Annotated in this window: 15 protein-coding genes; 2 read left to right on the top strand and 13 right to left on the bottom strand. The window is 58.8% G+C overall.

The features are described from left to right. Positions 1-55 precede the first annotated feature (55 nt). The 12 genes from AB5Z25_RS06760 to AB5Z25_RS06815 form a co-directional block, all read right to left on the bottom strand. Complete coding sequence (locus AB5Z25_RS06760; RefSeq protein WP_368135115.1) at positions 56-1,048, bottom strand: PLP-dependent transferase; 993 nt, start codon at positions 1,046-1,048, stop codon at positions 56-58. A 96-nt stretch (positions 1,049-1,144) separates the two neighbouring features. Further along, the gene (locus AB5Z25_RS06765; RefSeq protein ID WP_368135116.1) at positions 1,145-2,686 is read right to left on the bottom strand and encodes a glycoside hydrolase family 32 protein; all 1,542 of its coding nucleotides are present in this window, start codon (positions 2,684-2,686) and stop codon (positions 1,145-1,147) included. A 106-nt stretch (positions 2,687-2,792) separates the two neighbouring features. Further along, entirely contained in the window at positions 2,793-4,193 is a 1,401-nt protein-coding gene (locus AB5Z25_RS06770; protein WP_118080507.1) for a PTS transporter subunit EIIC, read from the bottom strand. A 184-nt stretch (positions 4,194-4,377) separates the two neighbouring features. Further along, complete coding sequence (locus AB5Z25_RS06775) at positions 4,378-5,349, bottom strand: LacI family DNA-binding transcriptional regulator (RefSeq protein WP_226790723.1); 972 nt, start codon at positions 5,347-5,349, stop codon at positions 4,378-4,380. A gap of 247 nt (positions 5,350-5,596) precedes the next feature. Beyond that, positions 5,597-6,262: a DUF4956 domain-containing protein gene (locus AB5Z25_RS06780; RefSeq protein WP_128620598.1), complete on the bottom strand. Its 666-nt coding sequence runs from the start codon at positions 6,260-6,262 to the stop codon at positions 5,597-5,599. Between the two features lie 3 nt (positions 6,263-6,265). Next, positions 6,266-7,057, bottom strand: a complete 792-nt coding sequence (locus AB5Z25_RS06785) for a polyphosphate polymerase domain-containing protein (RefSeq protein ID WP_368135117.1) — start codon at positions 7,055-7,057, stop codon at positions 6,266-6,268. Further along, positions 7,044-8,813: a CotH kinase family protein gene (locus AB5Z25_RS06790; RefSeq protein WP_368135118.1), complete on the bottom strand. Its 1,770-nt coding sequence runs from the start codon at positions 8,811-8,813 to the stop codon at positions 7,044-7,046. The genes AB5Z25_RS06785 and AB5Z25_RS06790 overlap by 14 nt, the downstream gene beginning before the upstream one ends. Then, positions 8,803-10,347: an exopolysaccharide Pel transporter PelG gene (pelG, locus tag AB5Z25_RS06795; protein ID WP_368135119.1), complete on the bottom strand. Its 1,545-nt coding sequence runs from the start codon at positions 10,345-10,347 to the stop codon at positions 8,803-8,805. The genes AB5Z25_RS06790 and pelG overlap by 11 nt, the downstream gene beginning before the upstream one ends. 3 nt (positions 10,348-10,350) lie before the next feature. After that, complete coding sequence (gene pelF, locus AB5Z25_RS06800) at positions 10,351-11,778, bottom strand: GT4 family glycosyltransferase PelF (protein ID WP_368135120.1); 1,428 nt, start codon at positions 11,776-11,778, stop codon at positions 10,351-10,353. Beyond that, on the bottom strand, positions 11,775-13,655 hold the full coding sequence (locus AB5Z25_RS06805; protein WP_368135121.1) for a DUF2194 domain-containing protein: 1,881 nt from the start codon (positions 13,653-13,655) through the stop codon (positions 11,775-11,777). Before AB5Z25_RS06805 ends, pelF begins: the two co-directional genes overlap by 4 nt. After that, positions 13,652-14,557, bottom strand: coding sequence for a hypothetical protein (locus AB5Z25_RS06810; RefSeq protein WP_368135122.1), 906 nt, complete (start codon positions 14,555-14,557; stop codon positions 13,652-13,654). Before AB5Z25_RS06810 ends, AB5Z25_RS06805 begins: the two co-directional genes overlap by 4 nt. Next, complete coding sequence (locus AB5Z25_RS06815; protein ID WP_368135123.1) at positions 14,554-16,728, bottom strand: DUF4118 domain-containing protein; 2,175 nt, start codon at positions 16,726-16,728, stop codon at positions 14,554-14,556. The genes AB5Z25_RS06810 and AB5Z25_RS06815 overlap by 4 nt, the downstream gene beginning before the upstream one ends. 606 nt (positions 16,729-17,334) lie before the next feature. Here AB5Z25_RS06815 and AB5Z25_RS06820 point away from each other — a divergent pair. Both AB5Z25_RS06820 and AB5Z25_RS06825 read left to right on the top strand, forming a co-directional pair. Then, complete coding sequence (locus tag AB5Z25_RS06820) at positions 17,335-18,717, top strand: RNA/DNA-binding domain-containing protein (RefSeq protein WP_117774272.1); 1,383 nt, start codon at positions 17,335-17,337, stop codon at positions 18,715-18,717. Between the two features lie 878 nt (positions 18,718-19,595). Then, positions 19,596-20,933, top strand: coding sequence for a hypothetical protein (locus tag AB5Z25_RS06825; protein WP_171025300.1), 1,338 nt, complete (start codon positions 19,596-19,598; stop codon positions 20,931-20,933). A 186-nt stretch (positions 20,934-21,119) separates the two neighbouring features. Here the strand turns inward: AB5Z25_RS06825 and AB5Z25_RS06830 are convergent, their stop codons facing one another. Next, entirely contained in the window at positions 21,120-21,386 is a 267-nt protein-coding gene (locus AB5Z25_RS06830; RefSeq protein WP_368135124.1) for a hypothetical protein, read from the bottom strand. Between the last annotated feature and the right edge of the window lie 290 nt (positions 21,387-21,676).

Consider the following 21,676-nt stretch of genomic DNA (forward strand, 5'->3'; position numbering starts at 1 on the left):
AAGCCGTAAATCAATCCCTATTTCACCGCAACTTATGGAGTCGAGGATGATTTAGCTAGTTGCGGAGGGCGTTATCTAGGGCGGACGCTACGACCAGGGGGTTGTCGGTGCCGGCGAAGAGGTGGATGGTGCTCCCCTGCTTGCCGCGCGTGGCCGAGAGGCGCGTCGTTGCGCCGCCGGCGGGCGATGTACGAAACTCCCCCGGCAAAGCATCGAAGAAATCACCCGCACTGCGCTCGATAAGGTCAAACTCAACTGCCGGGCCAAAGCCGTGCTCGAGGATTCCCGTTGCAACCACATGGTCGGGATGCGAGCTCAGCCCGGGATAGCGCACGCTGCGCACCATCTCGTTGGCGGCCAGATACTCGGCCAGCGCACGGGCGCGATCGAAATGCGCCTGCATGCGGACGTCGAGCGAGTCCAGTCCCCGCTCCAGCACACCGGCCTCGTCAGCAGTCAATTCAAACTTGGCCAAGCCACAGCCCTCAAGCAGGGCATGCGCGCACTCGGCCGCGGCATCCACGCGATGGCGCTTGAGCTGCGAGCGCGCGACCGATACGGCAACCAACTTGCGCGGAGCATCACCGGCGCATACGCGATCGAGCGCCTCGAGCGACAGCGCAGAACCCAGCCGCAGCGAATCGCAGCCAAAAGCTGACGCCACGGTGTTGTCCACAACCAGCAGCGCATGGGCCTCACGCGCTGCCCGACCCAGCGCACGAAGATCAGGCACACGCAGACCAAACCCGCCGATGGAGTTGACGAACCACCACAGGTGCGGACCCTCAGCGTCAAACGAGCCGGCAAAGCCACCGGACGCCGCAGCAAACGCCTCGGCGGACGTCGAGCCCACCAGCGCGACGTCGCAGCCATCAAAGCCGCGCGCAAACGCATCGGCAAAGTCGTCCGCAAAGGCAACCAGACAATCGCCGGGACACACAATCCCCAGCTGCGACAGCGCTGCTGGCACATGCGAGGCCGCAAGCAACCGCACCTCACGCGCGCCGGCTCTCAAAGCCCAAGCCTCTTCTAGCTGCTGTACATCCACAAGGCACCGCCCCTTCATAAGCAAAAACCCACGATGCGGGTGTTCCCCGCATCGTGGGCAACGGCTGCAGTATAGCGCCGATATGCGACGAATCGCCTAGATGTTGAGCGCGTGGTAGGTCACGTTCGCACCCGGAGTGTCAACGGTCACGCCATAGGCCTCGGGATAGATGCGCGTCGAAAACACGAGCGAGCCATCGTTCACAAACACCTCGACCGACGAGACATCGCCAACAATGCGCACGTTGCGCACCTCGTCGACGGGCTCCCAGCGCACGGTACGACCGCAGCCGGCAGAAGCGCGACCTTCATCGGTATATCGCATCTCAAAGCGCGCGGGAAGCTCGCCCTCGGCGGGCACAAACACCAGTTTCAGCTCGCCATCTACGGTCGCGGCAAACGCGCCGTCGACACCGTCGACAACAACATCAAAGCAGGTATCGCCGGCAACCTCCAACGAGCCCGCCCCCACACGCACCGAGGCATAATGGTGCTCAATCTCGCGCGCCGGCTGTTGCAGCACCACGCCGCCAGCACCGGCTGTAAGCTCACGCGGCACCGTCATACAGTGCTGCCAGCCGCACGCCACGGTGGGCGCGTTGCCATAGGTCGGCTCATCGGGCATGCCCATCCAGCCGATCAGAATGTGGCGACCGTCCTCGGCCGTGAACTCCTGCGGAGCATAGAAGTCAAAACCGGCGTCCCACAGGCGAAACTCGCCCAGCTCATAAGCGTCATTGCCACCCGTAATGTCGCCCGTTACAGGCATGTAGCCCGCTGCATACACGTTACCGCGGTCCCAACGACCGCCCTCGAGCCCCTGGGGAGAGAAAGACAGAAACCTTGCCGGCACGCCGCCATCCGCCTCAAGCTCCAGATACCCCGGGCACTCCCACATAAAGCCAAAGCGCTCGGGGGTAGACACGCGGCTCTCGAGCTCCCAACTCAGCATATCGGCCGAGCCATACACCAGGATCTCGCCCACATCGCGCCCGGCACCCTCGCCGTGCATGGCGCAAAATCGACTATCGACATGCGGCCCATCCACGCGACGACGCGCGCCCAGCACCATGTGGTAACGCCCATTATCATCGTGCCACACCTTGGGATCGCGCACATGGCAGGTCAAATCCTCGGAATAATCCTCGGACGCCAGCACCACACGCTTTTGGCTGAACTCCCGACCGGCAAGGCCATCAACGCTCTCGACATAAACAGTATCGGCGCGGCGGCCGGTATTGACGTAGTCGTACGTGCCGTCTGCATCGGAGAGTTTAACGTTGCCTGTGTACAGTACGCGAATGCGGCCGTCCTCGGCAAGCGCGGAGCCCGAATACACGCCATGGCAATCGAACGGCTCGTCGGGCAGCAGCGGGGCGCCAACGTAGTCCCACGTAATAAGATCGCGGCTTGTGGCATGGCCCCACATCTTGACGCCACCCTCGACATCAAACGGCGCATACTGAAAATAGGCATGGAACACGCCGCCCGCTTGGCAAAGACCATTGGGGTCGTTGAGCCAGCCCGCCGGCGGCATAATATGGAAGTGCTGGCCATATGCGCCATGACCGCACTCAGAGGCGGCGGTGTCAACAGCGGCAACCAGCTTTGCAAGGTCGCGGCCAAGTGCATTAGACATATCAAAGTCCTAACGGATCGAAAGTAACAAGGCGCCAGAAATCGACACCAGATACGGGAAACGCCCGCGAGCATACAACCCGCGGGCGCCCCTCAATCAAAAGCTCTTAGGCCTGCTCGGAAGCCTTGGGCTCGTCCTTGTACAGGACAAACGAGACGGCAAAGGAAACCAGCGCGGCGACCGCAAACATGATCGCGTACTGCACGGGCTGGGCCAGGCACAACAGGATACCGAAGATGCCGGTAACGCCGGTGCCGGAAGCAGCAAGCGAGGTGAGTGCGCAGACCAGGGCACCGCAACCGCCGCCGATGCAGCCGGCGATGAAGGGCTTAAAGAAGCGCAGGTTCACACCAAAGATGGCAGGCTCGGTAATACCCATGAAGGCGGACAGGGCCGAAGGAAGCGCCAGGCCCTTGATCTTGGCATCGCGGGTCTTAAAGGCAACGGCGAGCGCGGCGCCACCCTGGGCGATGTTGGCGGCACTGGCGATGGGCAGCCAATAGGTCACACCGTACTGGGCAAGCTGACCCAGGTCGATGGCGGTGTACATCTGGTGGATACCGGTAACGACCGTGGGGGCATAGAACAGGCCGACGATAAAGGAACCGATGCCGAAGGGCAGGGTCAGCAGGGCCTGGATCAGACCGAGGATGGCGTTCTCGGCCCAGACAAAGATGGGGCCGACGGCAACGAGCGTCACGAGCACGGTCACGAACACCGAGACGAGCGGAGTCACAAAGAGGTCGAACATCTCGGGAACGATCTTGTGCAGGCGCTTCTCGAGGAAGGCCAGAATGGCGCAGGCGATGACGATCGGGATCACATGGCCCTGATAACCGACCCACTCAAAGCTGTACACGCCGGGAATGACAGTGACCATGGTCTGCACGCCCTCGGAGGCAACCGTATAGGCGCTCTGCAGCGAGGAGTTGATAAACGCACCGCCGACGACGGCACCCAGATACGGGTTGGCGCCAAAGGCCTTAGCGGCGGAGTAACCGATCAGGATCTGCAGGATGCCAAAGGACGTTCCCGAGACCAGGTCGGCAATCTTGTAGATAAAGTTATTGGTGTCGAGCGCGATAAAGCCGTTGGAGGCCATAAAGTTGAGGGCACTCATAATGCCCAGCAGCAGGCCCGAAGCCACGATGGCGGGGATGATGGGGACAAAGACGTCGCCGAGCACCTTAATGGCACGCATAAAGATGTTCTGCTGCTGCGCCGCGGCCTCCTTGACCTCGGCCTTGGTGGCAGCCTCGACGCCACTGAGCGCGATGAACTCCTCGTAGACCTTGTTGACGGTGCCGGTACCAAAAATAATCTGAAGCTGGCCCTGGGCCTCAAAGACGCCCTTGGCGCCGTCGATATTCTCGAGGGCCTCCTTGTCGACCTTGGCGTTATCGGCAATCACCAGGCGCAGACGCGTGGCGCAGTGTGCGGCCGAAACAACGTTGCCGGCGCCACCGATGTTGTCGAGCACCTCTTGGGCTGATTTGCGGTAGTCCATGACTTCCCTTTCCTCCAACGGGCGCATCTGCACCCGGCCATCTTTGACACTTACACTGTAATCGTTTTCAGTTTCATATGTCTGTAATCGTTTTCACAGTAGGGTGAACGGTAGGAAAAAGCCGGCGAATGGTAGTTTTGAGACAAAAACTGGGGATTCAAAGGCAGGCAGACGCGTCCAAGGACTAGACATTCATGAGCTGATGCCCAAGTTTGAGCGTCCGCAGGCCGCTCTCCCCCTCCTCGCCATCGAGCGCGTCGAGCAGCATATTGGTCGCCTCGACGCCACTGGTCAGGTAGCCATAATGCACGGTGGGAATGCCGCCCGTCAGTGCGCGCAAAAACGCGTTGTCGCCAAAACCGCTCACGCGACGCACGCCCTCGCCCACGCCGCGCAGCTCGTCAAAAGCGCGCAGGGCGCCGGCCGCCATAGTGTCAGTCGCGCACGCGATAAACGAAACATCGGGATCGACGGAGAGCAGTTCGCGCGCAGCGCGATAGCCCGAGTCGAGCGTAAATGACCCCTGGCGAATCAGGCTCGGATCAAGCACCGCGCCCGCGGCGCGCAAGCCGGCCTCAAAACCGCGACGACGGTCGAAACCGGCCGCGCGGTCCTCTTCGGAAACTCCAATGTAGGCGATCTTGCCGTCCACGCGACCCGCAAGCGCACGGCCCAGCTCAAAGGCAGCCTCGTAATCGTCATGATAGACGCACGCCGCGCCCTCGACATGCTGACCGATCAGCACAATGGGCACGCGGCACGAGTCAATCGCCCGACGGTGCTCGTCGGTGATCATGGTCGCCACCAGCACAATGCCATCAACCGGATGGTTTTGGAATAAATCGAGGTATTCGAGCTCGCGATCGGGCGCATTGTCGGTGTTGGCAAGCAGCATCTGGTAGCCACGGCGACCGAGCACCTGGCCAATACCGGCGGTAATGCGGCTCACGGATTCCGAGTTGATCTTAGGCACGATGACGCCGATGAGCTTGGTGGAACCGGTGCGCAGCGCGCGAGCCTGGCTGGATCGCACGTATCCGGTCAGCTCAATCGCCTGCTTAATGCGCTCGGCCTTATCCGCCGAGATATACCCACCGTTGAGGTAGCGCGAGACGGCGGCGCTCGAAACGCCGGCCAACTCGGCCACATCTTTCATCTTAACCACGAGCACCCCTGTCATTGAAATCGCTTTCACCATAATACCCGCGAACGCGCTCAATGAATCAACTCGCTCATCCAGGTCGAGCAAACGTCAGCGAGCGGGCAGCTGCCGTGGCGAGGTGCCGCGAAAGAGGAGCGAAGCGTACTTTATGTACGCGAGCGACGGTTTGAGCGGCAGATCGCCCGGCAGATGCCCGCGCAGCGTCGAGCGGTCCGGCGTTTGTTAAAACGCCGGACCATAGTTAGCCGTGATATTCGCCGTTATATTGGATCAACGTCAGATCTTCCACGCCATCGAGCGCGCGGATGGCGTCGGCATAGGGCATATCCACGCCGTCCGAGAACACCTCAACGGCCATCTCGACCTTGTCGCCGCGCATCGTCTTGGACTTGACGGAAAACTTGGTGCGCCCAAATGCACGCACGATATCGTCGCCGGTGGTCTGACCCGTGTAGTGGATGACCATCATGTACACGCGCGCCTTGTCCTGGTGGCTCGCAAAGCCGGCAATCATCACCACGATCACCACCGCCGTGAGTCCCACGAGCGCATACATACCGGCTCCCGCCGTAATGCCCGTGGTAATGGACCAAAACAGATACAGCAGGTCGAGCGGGTCCTTGACCGCCGTACGGTAACGGACGATAGACAGAGCACCGACCATACCAAGCGAGATGACCACGTTTGTCGAGATCGCGAGCGTGACCATGCAGGTGAGCACGCACATGCCCACGAGCGTCACGGCAAAACTGCGCGAATAGACCACGCCGGTAAAAAAGCGCTTGTACACGTAATAGATCAGGATGCCCATGGCGAGCGCCACGAGCAGCGACAGGCCAATCTTGGCAGGGTCGACCTGACCGAACGCCTCCAAGACGGAGTTCTTAAAAAAGTCCCTGGTGCTCATGGTTTAAATATCCCCTCGGTTCCCAAAATCCGATTCCCAGTAGTTAAAACCGCGCAGGTAGGCGGTCTTGTCATAACACAGGCAGTACTTTGAGACCGCCGTGAGTTCGGCCGCACCCGGCGGCACCATATCGCGCACCAGCTGCGGACAAAACTCGGTAAACTTGACCTCCATCACCAGCTTGCCGGGCTCCAGCACGGGCAGCGCGGGCAACGTCGCGTCAAAGATGTCAAAGCTTCCCACCGCGGCACGCACGTTGCTATCAAAGGTAATGCGCACGGTGCCCTCGTCCATCACCCACGGCTCGCGCTCGTAGTCCACGATGGTCCGCGGGCGCATCATATTACAGATGCACTCGATGTAGAACTCGCGACAGAGCGGATAGGGGCTCCTCAGCAAAAAGTCGTAGTCGCCAGCCAGAATCTGCTCAAACTCATCACGCGTGAGCGGCGCGTCCTCCTTGTAGATCCAGCTGCCGTACTTCTTTTTGCGCTCCAGCTTAATCACCTTGTCGCTGCCGTTATAGATGCGCACGCGATACTTTTTGCGCATGAGAATGCCAGCGTCTTTTTCCTCGTAGGCCGAGTTGCAGTAGTCGTCAAAGTACAGGCTGCGAATGGTGTAATCGCCCGCCCGCGCATGCTTGTCCAGCTTAAATACCGGCGCCATGCGACAGGCAAGCGCGGCGTGTTCGCCCTCGTTAATGAGATATTTGAGCTCGTGGCGGTAACGCTCCTGCGTGGTTCGCGCAGACGGAGCCGCCAAGCGCTCAAGCAGCGCGCTAGCCCTCCTCATATGTGTCCTCCACGACCTTACCGCCGTCTTGCACGTAAAAACACTTCATGCCGTAGTGCTTGCCGTCGTCGGTCACATAGTAGTCAAACGCATCTTGCGTATAACCGTCGGAGTTGGTGGCACGCACGCGCACAAAATACTGGCCGGCATCGGGCGCATCGCAGGTCACCTCGGGAAGCAGCACGTCCTCGGCCTTAAAGACCACGTCGCTTATGGCATAGTCGCGCGCAAGCTCTACGGTGTAGCGAATGTCGCGCGCCTCAAAGTCGTAGGACGCATCCCAGTTAATGCGCAGCTTACCGTTATCGATCTGCGGCACGCCGATGTAGAACGGCATGGGCTTTTTAAAACTATCGCGAAAGCTCTTGTAGTTCTCCTCGATCTCGGAGGGAATCGCCGCGGCGATCTGCTCGTATTGGTCCTTGGTGACAGGCAGATTGTCGATATCGGGCGAAGCAAAGACCAGAGATTCAGTCACCTCGCGGTAGTGCTTGATCATCTTGGCCAGGCGAGTCTCGGTCAAATACGAGCGCAAGTCCTTGACGGCACGGTCGAGTTCGCTGCGGAACGACTTGCTGCGCAACGCGCGGTTAAACAGCACGTTGCCCCAGTAGTTGCTTGCACCGCGCTCCCAGCTCGCGTAGTCCGAAAACCCGGCAAGAGAAAGCTCCAGCTTACGCAGCATGCCGTCGTTATCCCAATCCAGGATGTACCAAACCTTGGAGTTAAGCGGGCTGTACAGATAGCAGTTACGGTTCTGCGTATCGCAGCTGCCCGTCAGAATCTGAAACGCCATCCAATAGACCAGGTTCTCGGTGTCGAAGTAGGTGTCGAGAACATCGTCGATCTTTTGAGTATCGTCGTTGAGCGCATCGAGCATCTCGATCAACTTGGTATGGTCCGAATCGCCCTTTATCTCGAGCATGCCCTCAAACGCCGTCTGGTTATAGTCGGGGTCATCCGCCAGCTTAATGGTGTCCTCGTAGCGATGGAAATCGAAGCTGTTCACCTTGTACAGGTGCCCGCTCTTATCCAGGCCATGTGCCTTAAGCGCCGTCTTGTTGAGCTGCTCCACCTGCGTAAACAGGCCGTAGTCCTCAAAGGTGTCGTTAGATTTTTCGGTCTGGTCGCACACCCATAAGTGCACAAACTGCGTGCGCAGGCCCATCATCTGGGGAATGCCACGGATCAGATCGTAGGCCATCTTGTTACGAAAGCGCATGCCCTCGCCCATGTGCTTGTTAAGCGCAATCGCGCGCTGCTGGCGCCACGTGCCCTTGCCCTTTTTGAGCTCCACCTTGTAGTTCTTTTGCGTATAGGTACTCGACGTCTGACCGCGCACCTGCACCGTGGCGTTGGGCGCCTCCTCGCCATAGCCCACCTCGCCAGCGACGGGGCCCTTATCATCGCCTGGCTGCAGCAGGCCCATAACCTGATAACGCGTCACGCCCATGTCGGCATAGTCGTAGACCGAGTACGTATTGATCTCGGCCCAGGTATGGTCGGTGTTCTCGGAGCTGTTGCCGCGCGAGACCGTCAGGTACATGGTCACAATGCCCGAGTCGTCGTAGACCTCGTACAGCTCGTCCTTATCGCGAAGGTGCTTGGTCTCGCCCGAGGCCTCAGCCTTTTTAATCTTGTCCTGCTTTTTGACCTTTTTGGTCGAGGATTCGTCCTGAGACGAGCAGCCCGAAAGCAACAGCGCACCGGCAGCCGCCTCGATCAGGCAGCGGCGAGACATCAACTTATCGATCATCAGAACCTCCCAAATGTTTTTGGTACAGGCGAACCACCATACGTTCAAACGCACTGCGCGGCTCACCGCCCACGCGCTTGTCCTCGTAGCGTTGCTCAACACGGTCGAGCACCCGGCCAAGTTCGGTAAACCAGCCCGTCTTGTCAGTAGCCACAATGGGCTGCTGGCTCAGGATACGATACGGCAAGTTGGCGGTATAGGTATCGAGCCGCAGCAGCGCCACGATAAAAAACACCGCCGCACCCAACAAAAAGCCAAAGCCGTAAAACTGCTGCGGCAAAAGCAACGACACGGCAGTCGCCAGCCCGGCCACACCGGCAAACAGTCCCGAGGCCAGCACGGCCCCCTTGTAGTCGGTAAAGTACAGCAAGATGAGCAATAACGTATTGCCCACGGCATACAGGCCATAGCCCACGCATAACGTGCGGAAATACCCGTGCATCAGGTTGTTAAAGCCCAACGGTAGGGCCGACAGCACTGTAGTCTCGAGCGAGATGACCGCCGCGGTCACAAACAGCTGCTTGAGCGCGCAAAAGCGCAGTTCGCTGTTGAGCGTGGAGAGCATCTCCTCCTCGGCCACCACAATATCGCCCACCACGCCGCCGTCGTTGAACAGGCTGTAGTAGTCACGGTAGCGCGGATAGAAATTGACCTCGACCGACACCACAAAGTTGACGGTCGTGACGAGTGTGGTCAAAAACGCAATGAGTGCCGGCACGTCATGGTAAGGAGCCCCGTAAAACAGACCTTTGATCTGCACGCCAATGGGACCGGCCCAAATTATCACCAAGTGCGCAAAGAGACCCAGGTTGGTAAACAAGCCCGTGAGCGCCAGCGGAATAAACTGATCGAGCCACTGCAAAAAGAGCCAGGGGCTGCGTTCGCTCTGCGGAAAATATCGGTACAGCAGCACCACGTCCCAGGCGAGCATGACGCCGTAGCCCAGAGCAATTGACGCCAAAAGGCCCTCGACCGGCGGCAGCCCCAGCGCCAGCGCGGCCAGGGCGCACAGGCACGCCACGCCAATGGCAACCGCAAAGCTGCATAGGATACCGCGGTAATCCTTGATGGCCGTGAGGTAACTCATGCCGTTCCAGTTGACAATCATAATGTTAAACAGCCACAGGCACAGCAGTCCCTGCAGCAGCGTGGCGCCCGAGAACAGCAAAAAGACGCCGTAGAGCACGGTGCCCGCAACGAGCATGATGGCATTAGACCCCCAAAACGAAGGCAGGATCTCATCCTCGCGCTCGGCAAAGAGCATGTCGGCCAAAAAGCGCGTGACCGGCATAGAGAAAAAACTCGTGAGCGTGAGCGACGCCAGCAGCGTATAGGTCACCATGCACACCAGCAGATCTTGGTTGGCACGGCCCACACCCCACAGACCGCACAGCACCAAGATACCCACCTGGAGCAGCACGCCCAGCAGCATGGGGCCCGTGCACACAATGCCAGCGTAGCCATAGGCGCGCATCGTGGCAAACAGACCCTTGCGCCTAAACAGGCGCTTGAGCTCAAAACCGATTCCGGCCACCGGCTACTCCCCCTCTCTGGGCAGGTCAAACGCTTGCGCCGTCTCGTCGTACAGCGCGCGATAGTTGGCGAGCATCTGCTCGTGCAAGAAGTACGTGGCAACGCGACGCTGGCCGCGCTCCCCCATCTCAATGCGACGAGCGCGGCTTGTGCACATGCGTTCCATGGCATCGGCCAAGCCCTTGCGATACATAGGCGGCGTCACAAAACCCGCCACGCCAAAGTCGTCGCCCGGGGCGCCTTCGAGAAGCTCGCGACAGCAGCCCACCTCGGTCGTCACGCAGGGACGGCGCGCTGCAAGCGACTCCAGCACGCTGAGCGGCTGGCCCTCGGAGATGCTCGTCAAAATGGTAAAGTCGAGCTTTTCCATGTACTCGACCACGTTGACGCGGCCGGTAAAGATCAGGTCGCGCACGCCCAGGGTTTCGACCAGCGCGTGGCACTCGGCGCCGTACTCCTCGTCGTCCACGCCGCCCATGATGTGCAGGCGCACCTTGGGCAGGCGCTCGTGCAACTCAAAGAAGGCATAGATCATGGTCTTGACGTCCTTGATGGGCGCCAGACGCACTACCGCGCCAATGTCCACCCAGCCGTCATCGGGCTTTAAGGGGATGTCCTTAAAGCGGTCGAACTGGATGCCGTTGGGGATGACCAGGCATTTGTCCGCATCGCAGCCCATATCGATCTGCGTCTTGCGGGCGTTATGGAACAAACTCGTCACACGGAAGGCGCGGCGATAGATCTCCTCCGAAAGCAGGTAGAAAAAGCGAATCCAGCGGTCCTTAAATGACGGCACCACCCAATCGGCGCGAATGATCTCTTCCTCGCGCTCGCGGGTGTAGATGCCATGCTCGGTCAACAGCACCGGCGCATGGTGAACGCTTGAGCCTAGGCAGGCGAGCAGACCACCGTAGCCGGTCGAGATGGCATGGTACACATCGGCCACCGGTACCTCGCTGCCCAACAGGTAGAGCACGGGCAGCAGCATAGAGCGCATGGTGTGGAATGCATCGGCAAAGGGCGTGTAGGGGTACTCTGCCAGGCACACGTCGCGGAAGATGTCCATAAACGTTCGGCTCTGCAAAAACGAGAGCGGATGCACGCGACGGCGGTGGAAAATATCGAACAGAACATCCCAATCCGGATTGGAGAGCGACACCAGGCGGCGTAGCGCCTCGCGCTCGCGGTCGTCAAAACTGGCTTCGTGCTGCTCGCCCGAAAGCCGCAGGGCATCGTCCAGGAACACCTCGTGCACCTCGACCACGTTGACGGGCAGCTCGTAGACAAACTTGCCGCGGTCGGCAGCATGCGCGCCGATCACCCATAGCACAAACTCATGCTCGGGCATGGCCTGGATATAGCCATGCATCCAGGTAGATACGCCGCCGTGCACATAGGGGTAGCAACCCTCGAGTACCAAGCAGATTCTCATTTATCGCCGCCCTCCTTGCGCTCAATCGTCACGGTCTTATCATTTGCCTTGAGCAGATACAGATTGCCCGTAAGGTGCGTCAGTTCGCCACCCGTGACTGCACCCGGCTCGCCATTGTTGGCGCGGAACATGAGCCACGCCTCGTCGTGGAAATTGCCCAGACTGAGCGTCCAGGCATCCGCACTGGTATTCACGCTCACCGTCACGGACGAAAAACGCTGGATGGCGCCGGAGCACTCCGACGCCGTCTGGTGCCGCAGATCGGGCGCGGATTTGGTAAGCCAGTCCAGGTAGTCGGTCAGGCCGCCCTTGTAGACCTCCCAGCCCTCTTTGGCGCCGCGATCCGGATCGAGCAGGTCATCCGGGTGCATAAAGTGCGTGCTCACGTAGTGCATGTTGAGCTCGGACACGGCTGCCAGGCGCATATAGGAATCGTCGACCATGCCACCCGAGACAATACGTGGCTGCTCCACAATGCCATCGCTCGCCACGCCAAACTCCTGCACGTAGGGCAGGTCGGTACCGTCCTCAAAGTACGTACTGGCGATGGTCTTAATGCGAGGAACGTAGGTGCCGATGAGCTTGCGCGCTCGGACCGAAAGGATATTCGACGGCGGTACGTAAACCGAGCCGTGAGCGTTGGGCAGGACCTCGTCCTGAAACGCGATAAGTTCGTTGAGCGAAGCGACGAGCGTCTCTTTGTTCTTCCAGGTCTTGTAGACGTACAGCGTGCCGTAGTCGGTGTCCCAGAGTGCCAGAGGCTGATGGTTGTAGCCGTGAAAGCCCAGCTCTCCGCCCATCTGCAGCAGCATGCCGCCAAAATAGCGGAACTGCGTGGTATCGGGTTGGCGCGCGGGCTCGGTCTGGTTGACCGCGTCCTCGTAGTTTTCGATCATCACGCCGGTATAGCGAATGCCGTATTTTTGCGCGAGCTTTTGCAGATCGGGCCACCAGACCTTAGTGTAAAAATCCGCAATGGAAAGGCCGTAGTCACGCTTGATATAAGTACCATCGCCCGAGGGCACGGGGCTAGGAAAGTCGTCCAAATAGAACACGGCGCTGTTGATGACCGGATAGGCCGTGGCATCACCCAGCAGGCTGATCGCCGCGGCGTAAAAACCGCGCATGACCTTGTCATAGATACCGATATTGCACACCACGGTGCGCCCGCTACCGCAGTCATTGGACCAAATGAGCGGGGCGCCCGCATCGCCGGTCATAGCCCACACACGAGCCGTCTCGCGCAGCGATACCGAAAGCGACGAATCAAAGGGGTCCGAGAGCTCGTAGCGCTCTCCCCCGCCCAGCATAAAGTCCTCGCTCGGCACAATGCTTTCGGCTTTTACATAGTCATATCCGGCCGATTCAATGCCAAGCTTGGAGGCAATCACTTGCAGATAGCTCGAGTTATCCGGCGGCATGGCGAGCATAAGCGAACCGCCGGCACTCACCCAACTCATAATGTCGGTCAGGTGCGTACTGAGCCCATCGAGCGACGGCATGAGCAAAATCACGCGATCGAAGGAGGTCAGCGAGGGAATGGCATCCGCGCCATCCAGGGCAAGGTCAACGTCGCGGTGCGCGATCTTCATGTCCAGCAAAATCTGGTCGAACTGGTCTTTAACGTCGTCGACGCCATCTTGGTCCGAGTCGGTAATGACCAGGCACGTGGGCTTTTGGCCAAAGATTGCCGAGCTTGCAGGCGTAGCGTCGTTGGCGGCGAGCATGCCCAGCTTGTGCTGTCCAGCGCTGTACTGCACGCCGGCACGCTCCACCAGCAGCACGGCGGCCATGGCAATAAAGACCGCCCACACCACGAGGAGCCCCATCCAACGAAAGCGGCCTGCACGGTCGCGGATATGTTGCGCCACGTTCATCGGGCCTCCTCCCCGTCGCGCCAAAACGCCAGCTGCTCGCGGTTGGCGGCACTCAAATACACATGCTGATTGTCGATCGCATCGATTACACGGTGGACCTCGTCACCGTCGCGGCGCATCACGGCCAGGCGCAGGCAAAGCATCCAAACCTCCTGCTCCTCGGGCACGTCGAGCACCAGCTGGTCGGTCACGGTCTGTGCCTCGTCGATCTGTCCGACATCGGCCAGCGCCGTCGCGTATCGAATGCGCAGCTCAAGGGTATCCTCGCGCTCGCAGCGACGCGCAAGCAGGCGCGCGTACTGTTGGCGCTGAATCTGAGCCACGCGCCCCTCGGCCAAGCCCGAGCCCAAGTATTCACCAAGAAAATCACAGTATTCGTTGAGGTTTTGCGCGCTCGGGTCCGTCTTAAAGGCACGCTCCAGCTGCTGCAGTTTAAGGTCGGACTCCCTGGAGATCTGCGCCACCGCCGTCGCGGCATAGTGCGCCACCTCAACGTCGTCGTTAAGCTTAGCCGCCTGCAGCTGCGCCAGGTACGCGTCGGGCTCCTCGGTGAGCATGGAGAGCATTAGGCGGCGCCGGTATGCCGGGTCGTTGACGATGAGCGCCTCCTCGAGCGGCACTACGCCTGCATCGGCGTCACGGTCGTGCACCAAGATGCTGCGATGCAGGTCGTCGTTAAAGCGCAGCGACTCCAGCGCAGACTCTTTCAGCCCCTCGCCAAACACCGCGCTGCGGAGCGATAGCAGAACCACCAGCAACGGGCCCCACAGCGGCACCAGCACTATCACAGCCAGCATGTGTCCGCGCACCGGCAGCAGGCCCAGCTTCATGAGCGTCCACAGCATCAGGCAAACCAGCGCATGAATCAGCAGCAAGACGGCAGCAACGACAAGCGAGATCAAGCGACACCCCCCTCACCGTCACCGGTATAAGCGATGTGCTGCAGCAGCGCCACAATGTCCTCGCCGTCGACGGGCTCCACCGCAATCTGCTTTGCGCTCAGGCGCTCGCGGATAATGGGCAGATCGCACGCCTTTGCCTGGCGCATAAGCAGGTAGAGCACGTCGCCGTCGACCAAGCCCGCCGCGTCGCTCTCGCGGATTGCCGACCCAATTGCGCCCACCAGCTCGCCGACAGGCTCCATGCCCGGTACCACGCGCAGGAGCAAAAAACTCCCCATCTTGCTATCTGCCAGCGCCTGCTCCGCAGCGAGCTCTTGGCCAAAGGCGGCCTGCTTGAGCACGCAAGTGCCGTCAACGCAGCGTTTATCCTGCGACACCGCCTCATAGTCAAAGGCACGGCCCAGCGCGCTTTCGACCAACCCGCACAAGATGCGGAACAGGTTTTGATAATAGAGGGTCATTTGGTTTTCGGCCGCACTACGCACAAAGATCAACACGGCGGGTGCCCCGTCGCGCTCGATCGTGTATCCAAACATGGGAAGCCCCGGCGTCAGCTCGCGGTTCACCCACAGGTTCGAACGACCCCCGTCGCCCAAAAGAGGTGCAAGCTGCTCAAGCGTGAGCGAGCGTGCGGCATCTTCGGCAATCGCGGGACTTGCTGCCACCAGGCGTGCAAATGCCCCGCCAGAAACATGGTAGATCGCAACCGAATCGTTCTCGAGGATCTCGCCCAGAAGCTCGCAGCACTTGCGATAGATGTCGCGTGGGTTGAGCACGTCGAGCTCCTGCGTCACGGCAAAGATCTTGCCAAAGCTGTCGTGGCGGCCCACGATCTGGCGCCTGTACGCGCGCTTGTCCTCGATCGCGTCGTGGTAGAGCTGCGTAAGAAACGTATTACGGTTGCGCACGAGGTCGTTTTGATCGCGCTCCGCCCTAATAGCTTCGCTGTTGCGCAGCTGCACATAGCCGCACACGGCGCCCACCACAAAGTACGCAATAAACGGCAGCCAGTTGGACGGCTCGTAGAACAGACCCTGGAAGGTATAGCCGTACTGAGTAAAGTAGCTCGCGGCCAAACCCACCGACGCCAGCAGTGCCGCGACCAAGCCAAAGTCCAAGCCATACAGCGTGCCGATCAGCACCACGTAGAGCAGGCGATAATCGAGCACGTTGAGCTGGGTAGATTGGGAGAACAGGTGCTCCAGCACCTCGAACAGGACCCAGGCGGCTACCGTCTCCAGGCATTTAATAGGCGGCGTGCGCATCTGGATGCGGTCGATGGCGGCGCGCAAGGGGTTGACCTTCTTTGCGCGGCCAGCATCCCAACGCGCTTGAATGGTCGAAAGATCGCGCAACAGGTCGTAGCGCTGAAACCAGCCATAGCGCGTGCGGACGGTATCGCTCGGAGCAATGGAGACGACGGCGTCCCCGTCGTAGGTAATGTCGAGCCCCGGGAACAAGCCCTTGAGCGCCTCGCCCAGGTCTCCCACGGTGTGGGCAAAGCTATCCGGAACCTCGAGTTCCTCGAATGTGGCATCCCAGCTGTCGAAGATGCGACGCACCAGAACGGCCAGCTCCTCGGCGCAGAGGGCACCGAGCGGTGAGTCCGCCCCAGCCCTCATGACAGCAGAGCCTTGCGAGCACGCCTCGAACAGCGGGGTCAAAATCGGGTCTTCCAGCGTGGGCGAGGCGGTGTACAGATACGGCACGCGCAAGATCTTGGCCTGAATGCCGTCGCGGACCGCATAGTAGCGGCACAGGTCGTTGGCCGCACGGGCAATGATGCCCTTGCCGTTTTGCCCCGCAACGTCCACCGCACCGTCCGCTCCCATGGGACCAGTCACAAACAGCAGCTGAATCTGGCGACCCATGCAAGCTCGAAAGACGAAGCGCAGCAGCTCAATGTCGCCAACGGCCTCGGTATGCGGCGTGAGATAGGTAGAGAGGTAGACCACACGGTCGAATTCGTAAGCCTGGTCCAGGTGCTGCAGCAGCTCTTTCCAAGACGCATGGAGCGACGACCCGTCGCGGCGCGCCTCGTTGGCCGCCACGACCTGAACATGGTCACCGGGAAACGCCTTGGCACAAAAGTCGTCATCGACATACGCGGTATTGCCAACAACCAGCACTTCCACCGTGCGCTCCCCCTCCCCAAATTTAGCTTTTGCCATGGTAAACATGCGTATTGTACGCTGTCAATGTAGGCCAAAGGCAACTTTAAAGCTGTTTTAAGAACTTTTTCAGACGGGAAGCGACTCGCGCCTGAGCCAGAGAGCCCTACACGTGCCGCTGCACGGCGGAGAAAGGCGAATCCACTACCCCTCAGGCATAATTCCTGAGCAAAATCAAGCAGAGCACACGGCTTTTTGCGCCACTTTAAGACGTAATCGGGATGTGGCGAGAGGCCAAATTCGGAAGTGCGGGGAAAACCAAAGGAATGCTGACCAGACCCCCGTTTTAGGCTTCCGCGACCTGCGGTTTTGATACAAAAAAACCGCGTTGTGCTCGAAGGTTTTCGATTTTTCCCCGCACTTCTGTAATTACATCTCTGGATCGAGGGCGCAGGCAATGGTGACGACATCCACGATAGCGCCCCCCTATGCCTGATACCAAAATCGTTCCATAGGGACCCGTTTCCCAATGGGATGATTCTTCACAAAGGGCATTAAGGCGCATGAGAACATGGTAGAGGCAAGCAAGCGCGCTTCCACGTTTTCGCCCATGGTGACCACGGTATAATCCAACGAGACAAGCAACGAACGGGAAAGGCAGCGCGGATGAACCTGGGCAGCGAGAGCGAGACCGTCGAGTTCAAGAAGTCCACTGGCGAGCATAAAGAAGCACTGCAAGCCATCAGCGCCATGCTGAACAAGCACGGCCGCGGCGAGCTCTACTTCGGCGTGAAGGACAACGGCGATGTCATCGGCCAGGATGTCAGCGACGCAACGCTGCGCCAGGTGACGTCGTGGGTGTCCGACAAGATCGAGCCCGCGGTGTTCCCGACGGTCGAGTGCCTCGACGCCGATGATGGGCTGCGATACATCAAAATTGCCTTCTCAGGTGCCGACGCCCCCTACTCCGCCGACGGACGCTACTTCACCCGCGTGGGGACTTCGAACAAAGCGCTGTCGGCCTCGGAGCTGAGCGCCATGGTCGTCAAGCGTGAGCGCGCCCGTAGCCCGTGGGACTCGCTGCCGTCCGGCAGGCCCGTCTCCGACGCCGACGAGCAGGCGGTGCGTGACTTCGTCGCGCGCGGCGGCAGGGCCGGACGCGTGGGCGGCGGGTTCGCCGGCGTGGAGGACACCTTGGCAAGGCTCGACCTCGTCGCGCCCGACGGCAGCCTAAGAAACGCCGCGGTGGAGCTGTTCTGCGAGGGATCCGACACCTACCCCAGGATGAAGCTGGGGCTTCTGGGCGGCAACACCAAGGCCAAGATCCTCGACCTGCGCCGCGAGTGCGGCACCATGCTCAAGCTGCTCGACTTCGCCGAGTACTTCGTGACGTCGAACATCAGGCGCGAGTTCGTCATCGGCGAGACGGGCATGTACCGCAAGGAGATCCCCGAGATCCCGGCCGAGGCCATCCGCGAGGCGGTTGCCAACGCGCTGTGCCACCGCGACTACACCACCGGCACCGCCGTCGAGGTCAACGTGTTCATGGACACCGTCCAGATCGTGAGCCCGGGCCTGTTCCCCGAGGGCGACTCGCCGCAAGAGCACCTAGACGGTACCGCGAGCGAGTTCGGCCTCCGAAACCCCGCGATCGCGCGCACCCTGTTCCGCGCCGGCGTCATCGAGCAGTACGGCACGGGCATACCGCGCATCAAGGAGGCCTGCGAGGCAGCCGGCGTGAGGTTCCGCTTCGAGCAGACCGTCAACAGCACCGTCGTCGTCTTCGAGCGTCCTGGGTTACAGAAAGCGGCCTTCAGGAGAACCGCGGCCGACAACCGACCGCTCCTCAGCGAGCGCGAACGAGCAGCGATGGCAATTGCCGCCGCTCAGGGGAAAATCACGACCTCCGACCTCGCGCGGGAGTCCAATGTCGGTAGGAAAACGGCCTCGAAGACTCTGAAAGACCTTGCCGGGCGAGGCCTGTTGGAATGGGTAGGGAAAAGCCCGAAAGACCCGCACCAGTTCTACAGGATGCCAAGCGAAGTTTGAGGCTGCAGGTCCTAGCCGGGAAACAGGCCCATTGCGTTTGCTGCCCTCCCCCTGCTGGGCACTACTGAGTAATCTACTGGGCACTGCTGAGTAATCTACTGAGTAGTGCCCAAGCGCGAGTTGGCAAGTCCGCCGAAGCCCAGAGAAACGGCTCCGAAGAATATACTGACCGCTACTGACCGCTACTGATCGCGGCATTCGGCAGGCCCGCCGAATGCCGCGGTCTCCCGAGACTAGCAGAGCCGCCCTTATTGTTAGCGCTGCCGAAGCAAGCCCTACTTCAGCAGCAACTTGAATTTTCGTGCGATGAGCCTCCCCGGAGCCAAGAGCCTTTTGCCCTAATCACAACACCGCAATTCAAGCACCGCAGAAAACTCCATTAGCGATGAACCAGCCACTTGAAGACGTGATCAAGGTGCGGCAAGGGGTCAAATTCGGAAGTGCGGGGAAAATCGAAGAAATGCTAACCAGGCCCCAGTTTTCGCTTCCGCGAACTGCGGTTTTGGTGCTAAAAATCGCGTTGTGCTCGAAGGTTCTCGATTTTCCCCGCACTTCCGTAATTACATCCTTGGATCGAGAGTGCAGGCAACAATGACGTCATCCGCGATAGCACCCAACAGTCACGGACGTACAAAAGGCCGTTGCCGGAAGCCTCCATACAACGACTCTTCTTTGCGTGCGCCACGCTCGCAATGCTCCATTAAATGTAACTAATTGATTTGCTATATACCATTCATAATGGCACATAGCAAATCAATTAGTTACATGTGGAGGCAGAACATGAGGGAGTACGTCGAGAAGCAGCTGCACACTAGAGTCGATTGCGAGCCCAACGACGCCTCGGAAATAACGACGCAAAACTCTTTCCGAAAGTGTAGGTGAGCGAAATGGCGACTCATGCATACGATGACCTTTATTCTTATCTAGCCGCATTCAAGAACAGCTCTCTTGCCGAAATAATTGCGTACCTAGAAGAACTGGGGCAAAGGAGGTTCGACGCCTTTATTAGGGGCCTTGCACCCCTTATCCCAATCGAAAAAATCGAAAATCAATCCCTGTTCAATTTTTCTGTTGACTCCACCCTTGAAGGAGGCAAATTCCCCTGCACTGACTATGCCTGTCGAGAGCAAAACATTTACCATTTGGCAAAGTTCTCAGCATTGTATGCAGATAAAACACTGATTCATTGCCCTATAGAATCGGCATTCGAAATGGGGCACGATGATTATGTCTCAGTCGATGAACTTGCATTCGGGATCTATTTGACCATGCGAGTCGAAGACATAGTCAAAGCTGGAATACTCGGATTTTCGAGCAATTACATTCCTCTTTGCAAAGATTGCCTAGCGCGACAAATCGAAAGAGAATCAAAAGCAAAAGGATTGATATCGAGTTATTGGGATGAACTCGTACGACAATTCTGTTCCTCTACCTCGTGCACTTTAAAACAAGCACCAGATGGGAATCTGTATGTAGCGATTGAGGGAATGGATGCATATGGGTCCCATGATGAGATGGATGTCGATTTCCTGGTAATCCCGTCTGAATACGAATCGCTCTATGCAAGCCAAGGCGAAACGCGATTGGATAGAGACATGCTGGAGAAAGGCGGCATCTTGACTATCCTACTGCCATTGTTGGACGATTGCTTTCAAGCCCTCGTCAATCCCTATTTTTCGAATAGCTCGTATTTAACCACTCGTCCAGCTCAGATTGAGTTCCTCGAGTCCGCAACTTCCACCCTTTATCCTCGAAAAGATCAGACCATACCCATTCGCCGGTTATCTTGCCCCCTCCCCATTGCTGAAAATGCAACGTTGCGTAGCATCCTTGATTGCCGCATTAGAAACGAAGAGTCGTTTCTTGTGTTTAGGGATACCTTGTCCAAAGGCCTGAGCGAAAGGCCCATCGACACCTCGACATTAGCTGACCTGAAGAACGACCTAATTGAGCCCGAGCTTCACAAGATATCTTTAGTGATGAAAAACGAGCGATCCCGATTAGTCACCTCCGCAGGCATTGAAGCCGCTATCGGAATTGCGAGCTTTACATTGGGGCAATACGGAATCGCATCACCTTCTGATGCCATGGCCTTCCTCGGGGCTGCCGGCATAGGGGCCGTTGCATCTCAATCCGCAGATTTCTTGCGAGAAGCCAAGGCAAAAGAGAACCCCATGTATTTCCTCTGGAAGCTCAATAGAAACAACCGTCTGTAACCTAAGGGGCAGAACACCGCAGTCGCCGAGCATATCTCGATCATTAAATAAAGGCAGCACTAGAAAGGATGCGAATCGTGAAGAACCGATTCCCTTTACGAATGCCTAATGCAGTAAAAATCACTGGTAGATCCGAGCAGTTTAACCAAGACGACAAGAGCGCGCTCAGATTGCTGTCTGCAGTAGCTAGCCAAGTATAGATACCATCCTGTTTCCAAATTCGGTCCTACGATAAACCCTTTCTTCTTTCTCAATTTCGTCGGGATCGTCGAAGATGAGCGTCGTATCTACTACGTCCCACTGCTGCCGATGGATATCCTCAATCAGCAATCCCAGTCCGGTTAATCGAAGAAGAACTTCTGCATCTCTGCCTCTGAGCGTCTGAAAAGTTTTCTTTTCTCGAAGCATTTCGTAGTCTCCAGGTAGAAATCTGTCCAAAGTCTCTGCAAACAAACGAAGATCGTCCCAGCTAATTTCTTTATCTAGGTAGGCCTCATAAATCTTTGCTAGTCGCCGCGCTTTGTCCTCCTCAATGTATCTTTCGAGCAGGATAAGCAGGTACTCAATATCGCGCTGTTAGCGTCGGATTATTTTAGCCAAATATAGTCGGCCGAGATTGACCAATCCCGGCCGACTATATTTGGCTAAAATAATCCGACGCTAACACCGTGATCCCGGCGAGGGTCAGGAGGCCCCGCGACAAGCCGAGCGCCGAGAACGAGGTCTGGGCCGCCGCGACCTAC

Origin of the sequence: Collinsella aerofaciens (genome assembly GCF_040910325.1) — a bacterium.
GTDB classification, from domain to species: domain Bacteria; phylum Actinomycetota; class Coriobacteriia; order Coriobacteriales; family Coriobacteriaceae; genus Collinsella; species Collinsella aerofaciens_BL.

Bases quoted from the DNA above. Each gene is read 5' to 3' on its own strand.
- AB5Z25_RS06765 (WP_368135116.1), bottom strand. From the start codon at position 2,686: ATGTCTAATGCACTTGGCCGCGACCTTGCAAAGCTGGTTGCCGCTGTT.
- AB5Z25_RS06770 (WP_118080507.1), bottom strand. From the start codon at position 4,193: ATGGACTACCGCAAATCAGCCCAAGAGGTGCTCGACAACATCGGTGGC.
- AB5Z25_RS06775 (WP_226790723.1), bottom strand. From the start codon at position 5,349: ATGAAAGATGTGGCCGAGTTGGCCGGCGTTTCGAGCGCCGCCGTCTCG.
- AB5Z25_RS06780 (WP_128620598.1), bottom strand. From the start codon at position 6,262: ATGAGCACCAGGGACTTTTTTAAGAACTCCGTCTTGGAGGCGTTCGGT.
- AB5Z25_RS06785 (WP_368135117.1), bottom strand. From the start codon at position 7,057: ATGAGGAGGGCTAGCGCGCTGCTTGAGCGCTTGGCGGCTCCGTCTGCG.
- AB5Z25_RS06790 (WP_368135118.1), bottom strand. From the start codon at position 8,813: ATGATCGATAAGTTGATGTCTCGCCGCTGCCTGATCGAGGCGGCTGCC.
- pelF (WP_368135120.1), bottom strand. From the start codon at position 11,778: ATGAGAATCTGCTTGGTACTCGAGGGTTGCTACCCCTATGTGCACGGC.
- AB5Z25_RS06805 (WP_368135121.1), bottom strand. From the start codon at position 13,655: ATGAACGTGGCGCAACATATCCGCGACCGTGCAGGCCGCTTTCGTTGG.
- AB5Z25_RS06815 (WP_368135123.1), bottom strand. From the start codon at position 16,728: ATGGCAAAAGCTAAATTTGGGGAGGGGGAGCGCACGGTGGAAGTGCTG.
- AB5Z25_RS06820 (WP_117774272.1), top strand. From the start codon at position 17,335: ATGAACCTGGGCAGCGAGAGCGAGACCGTCGAGTTCAAGAAGTCCACT.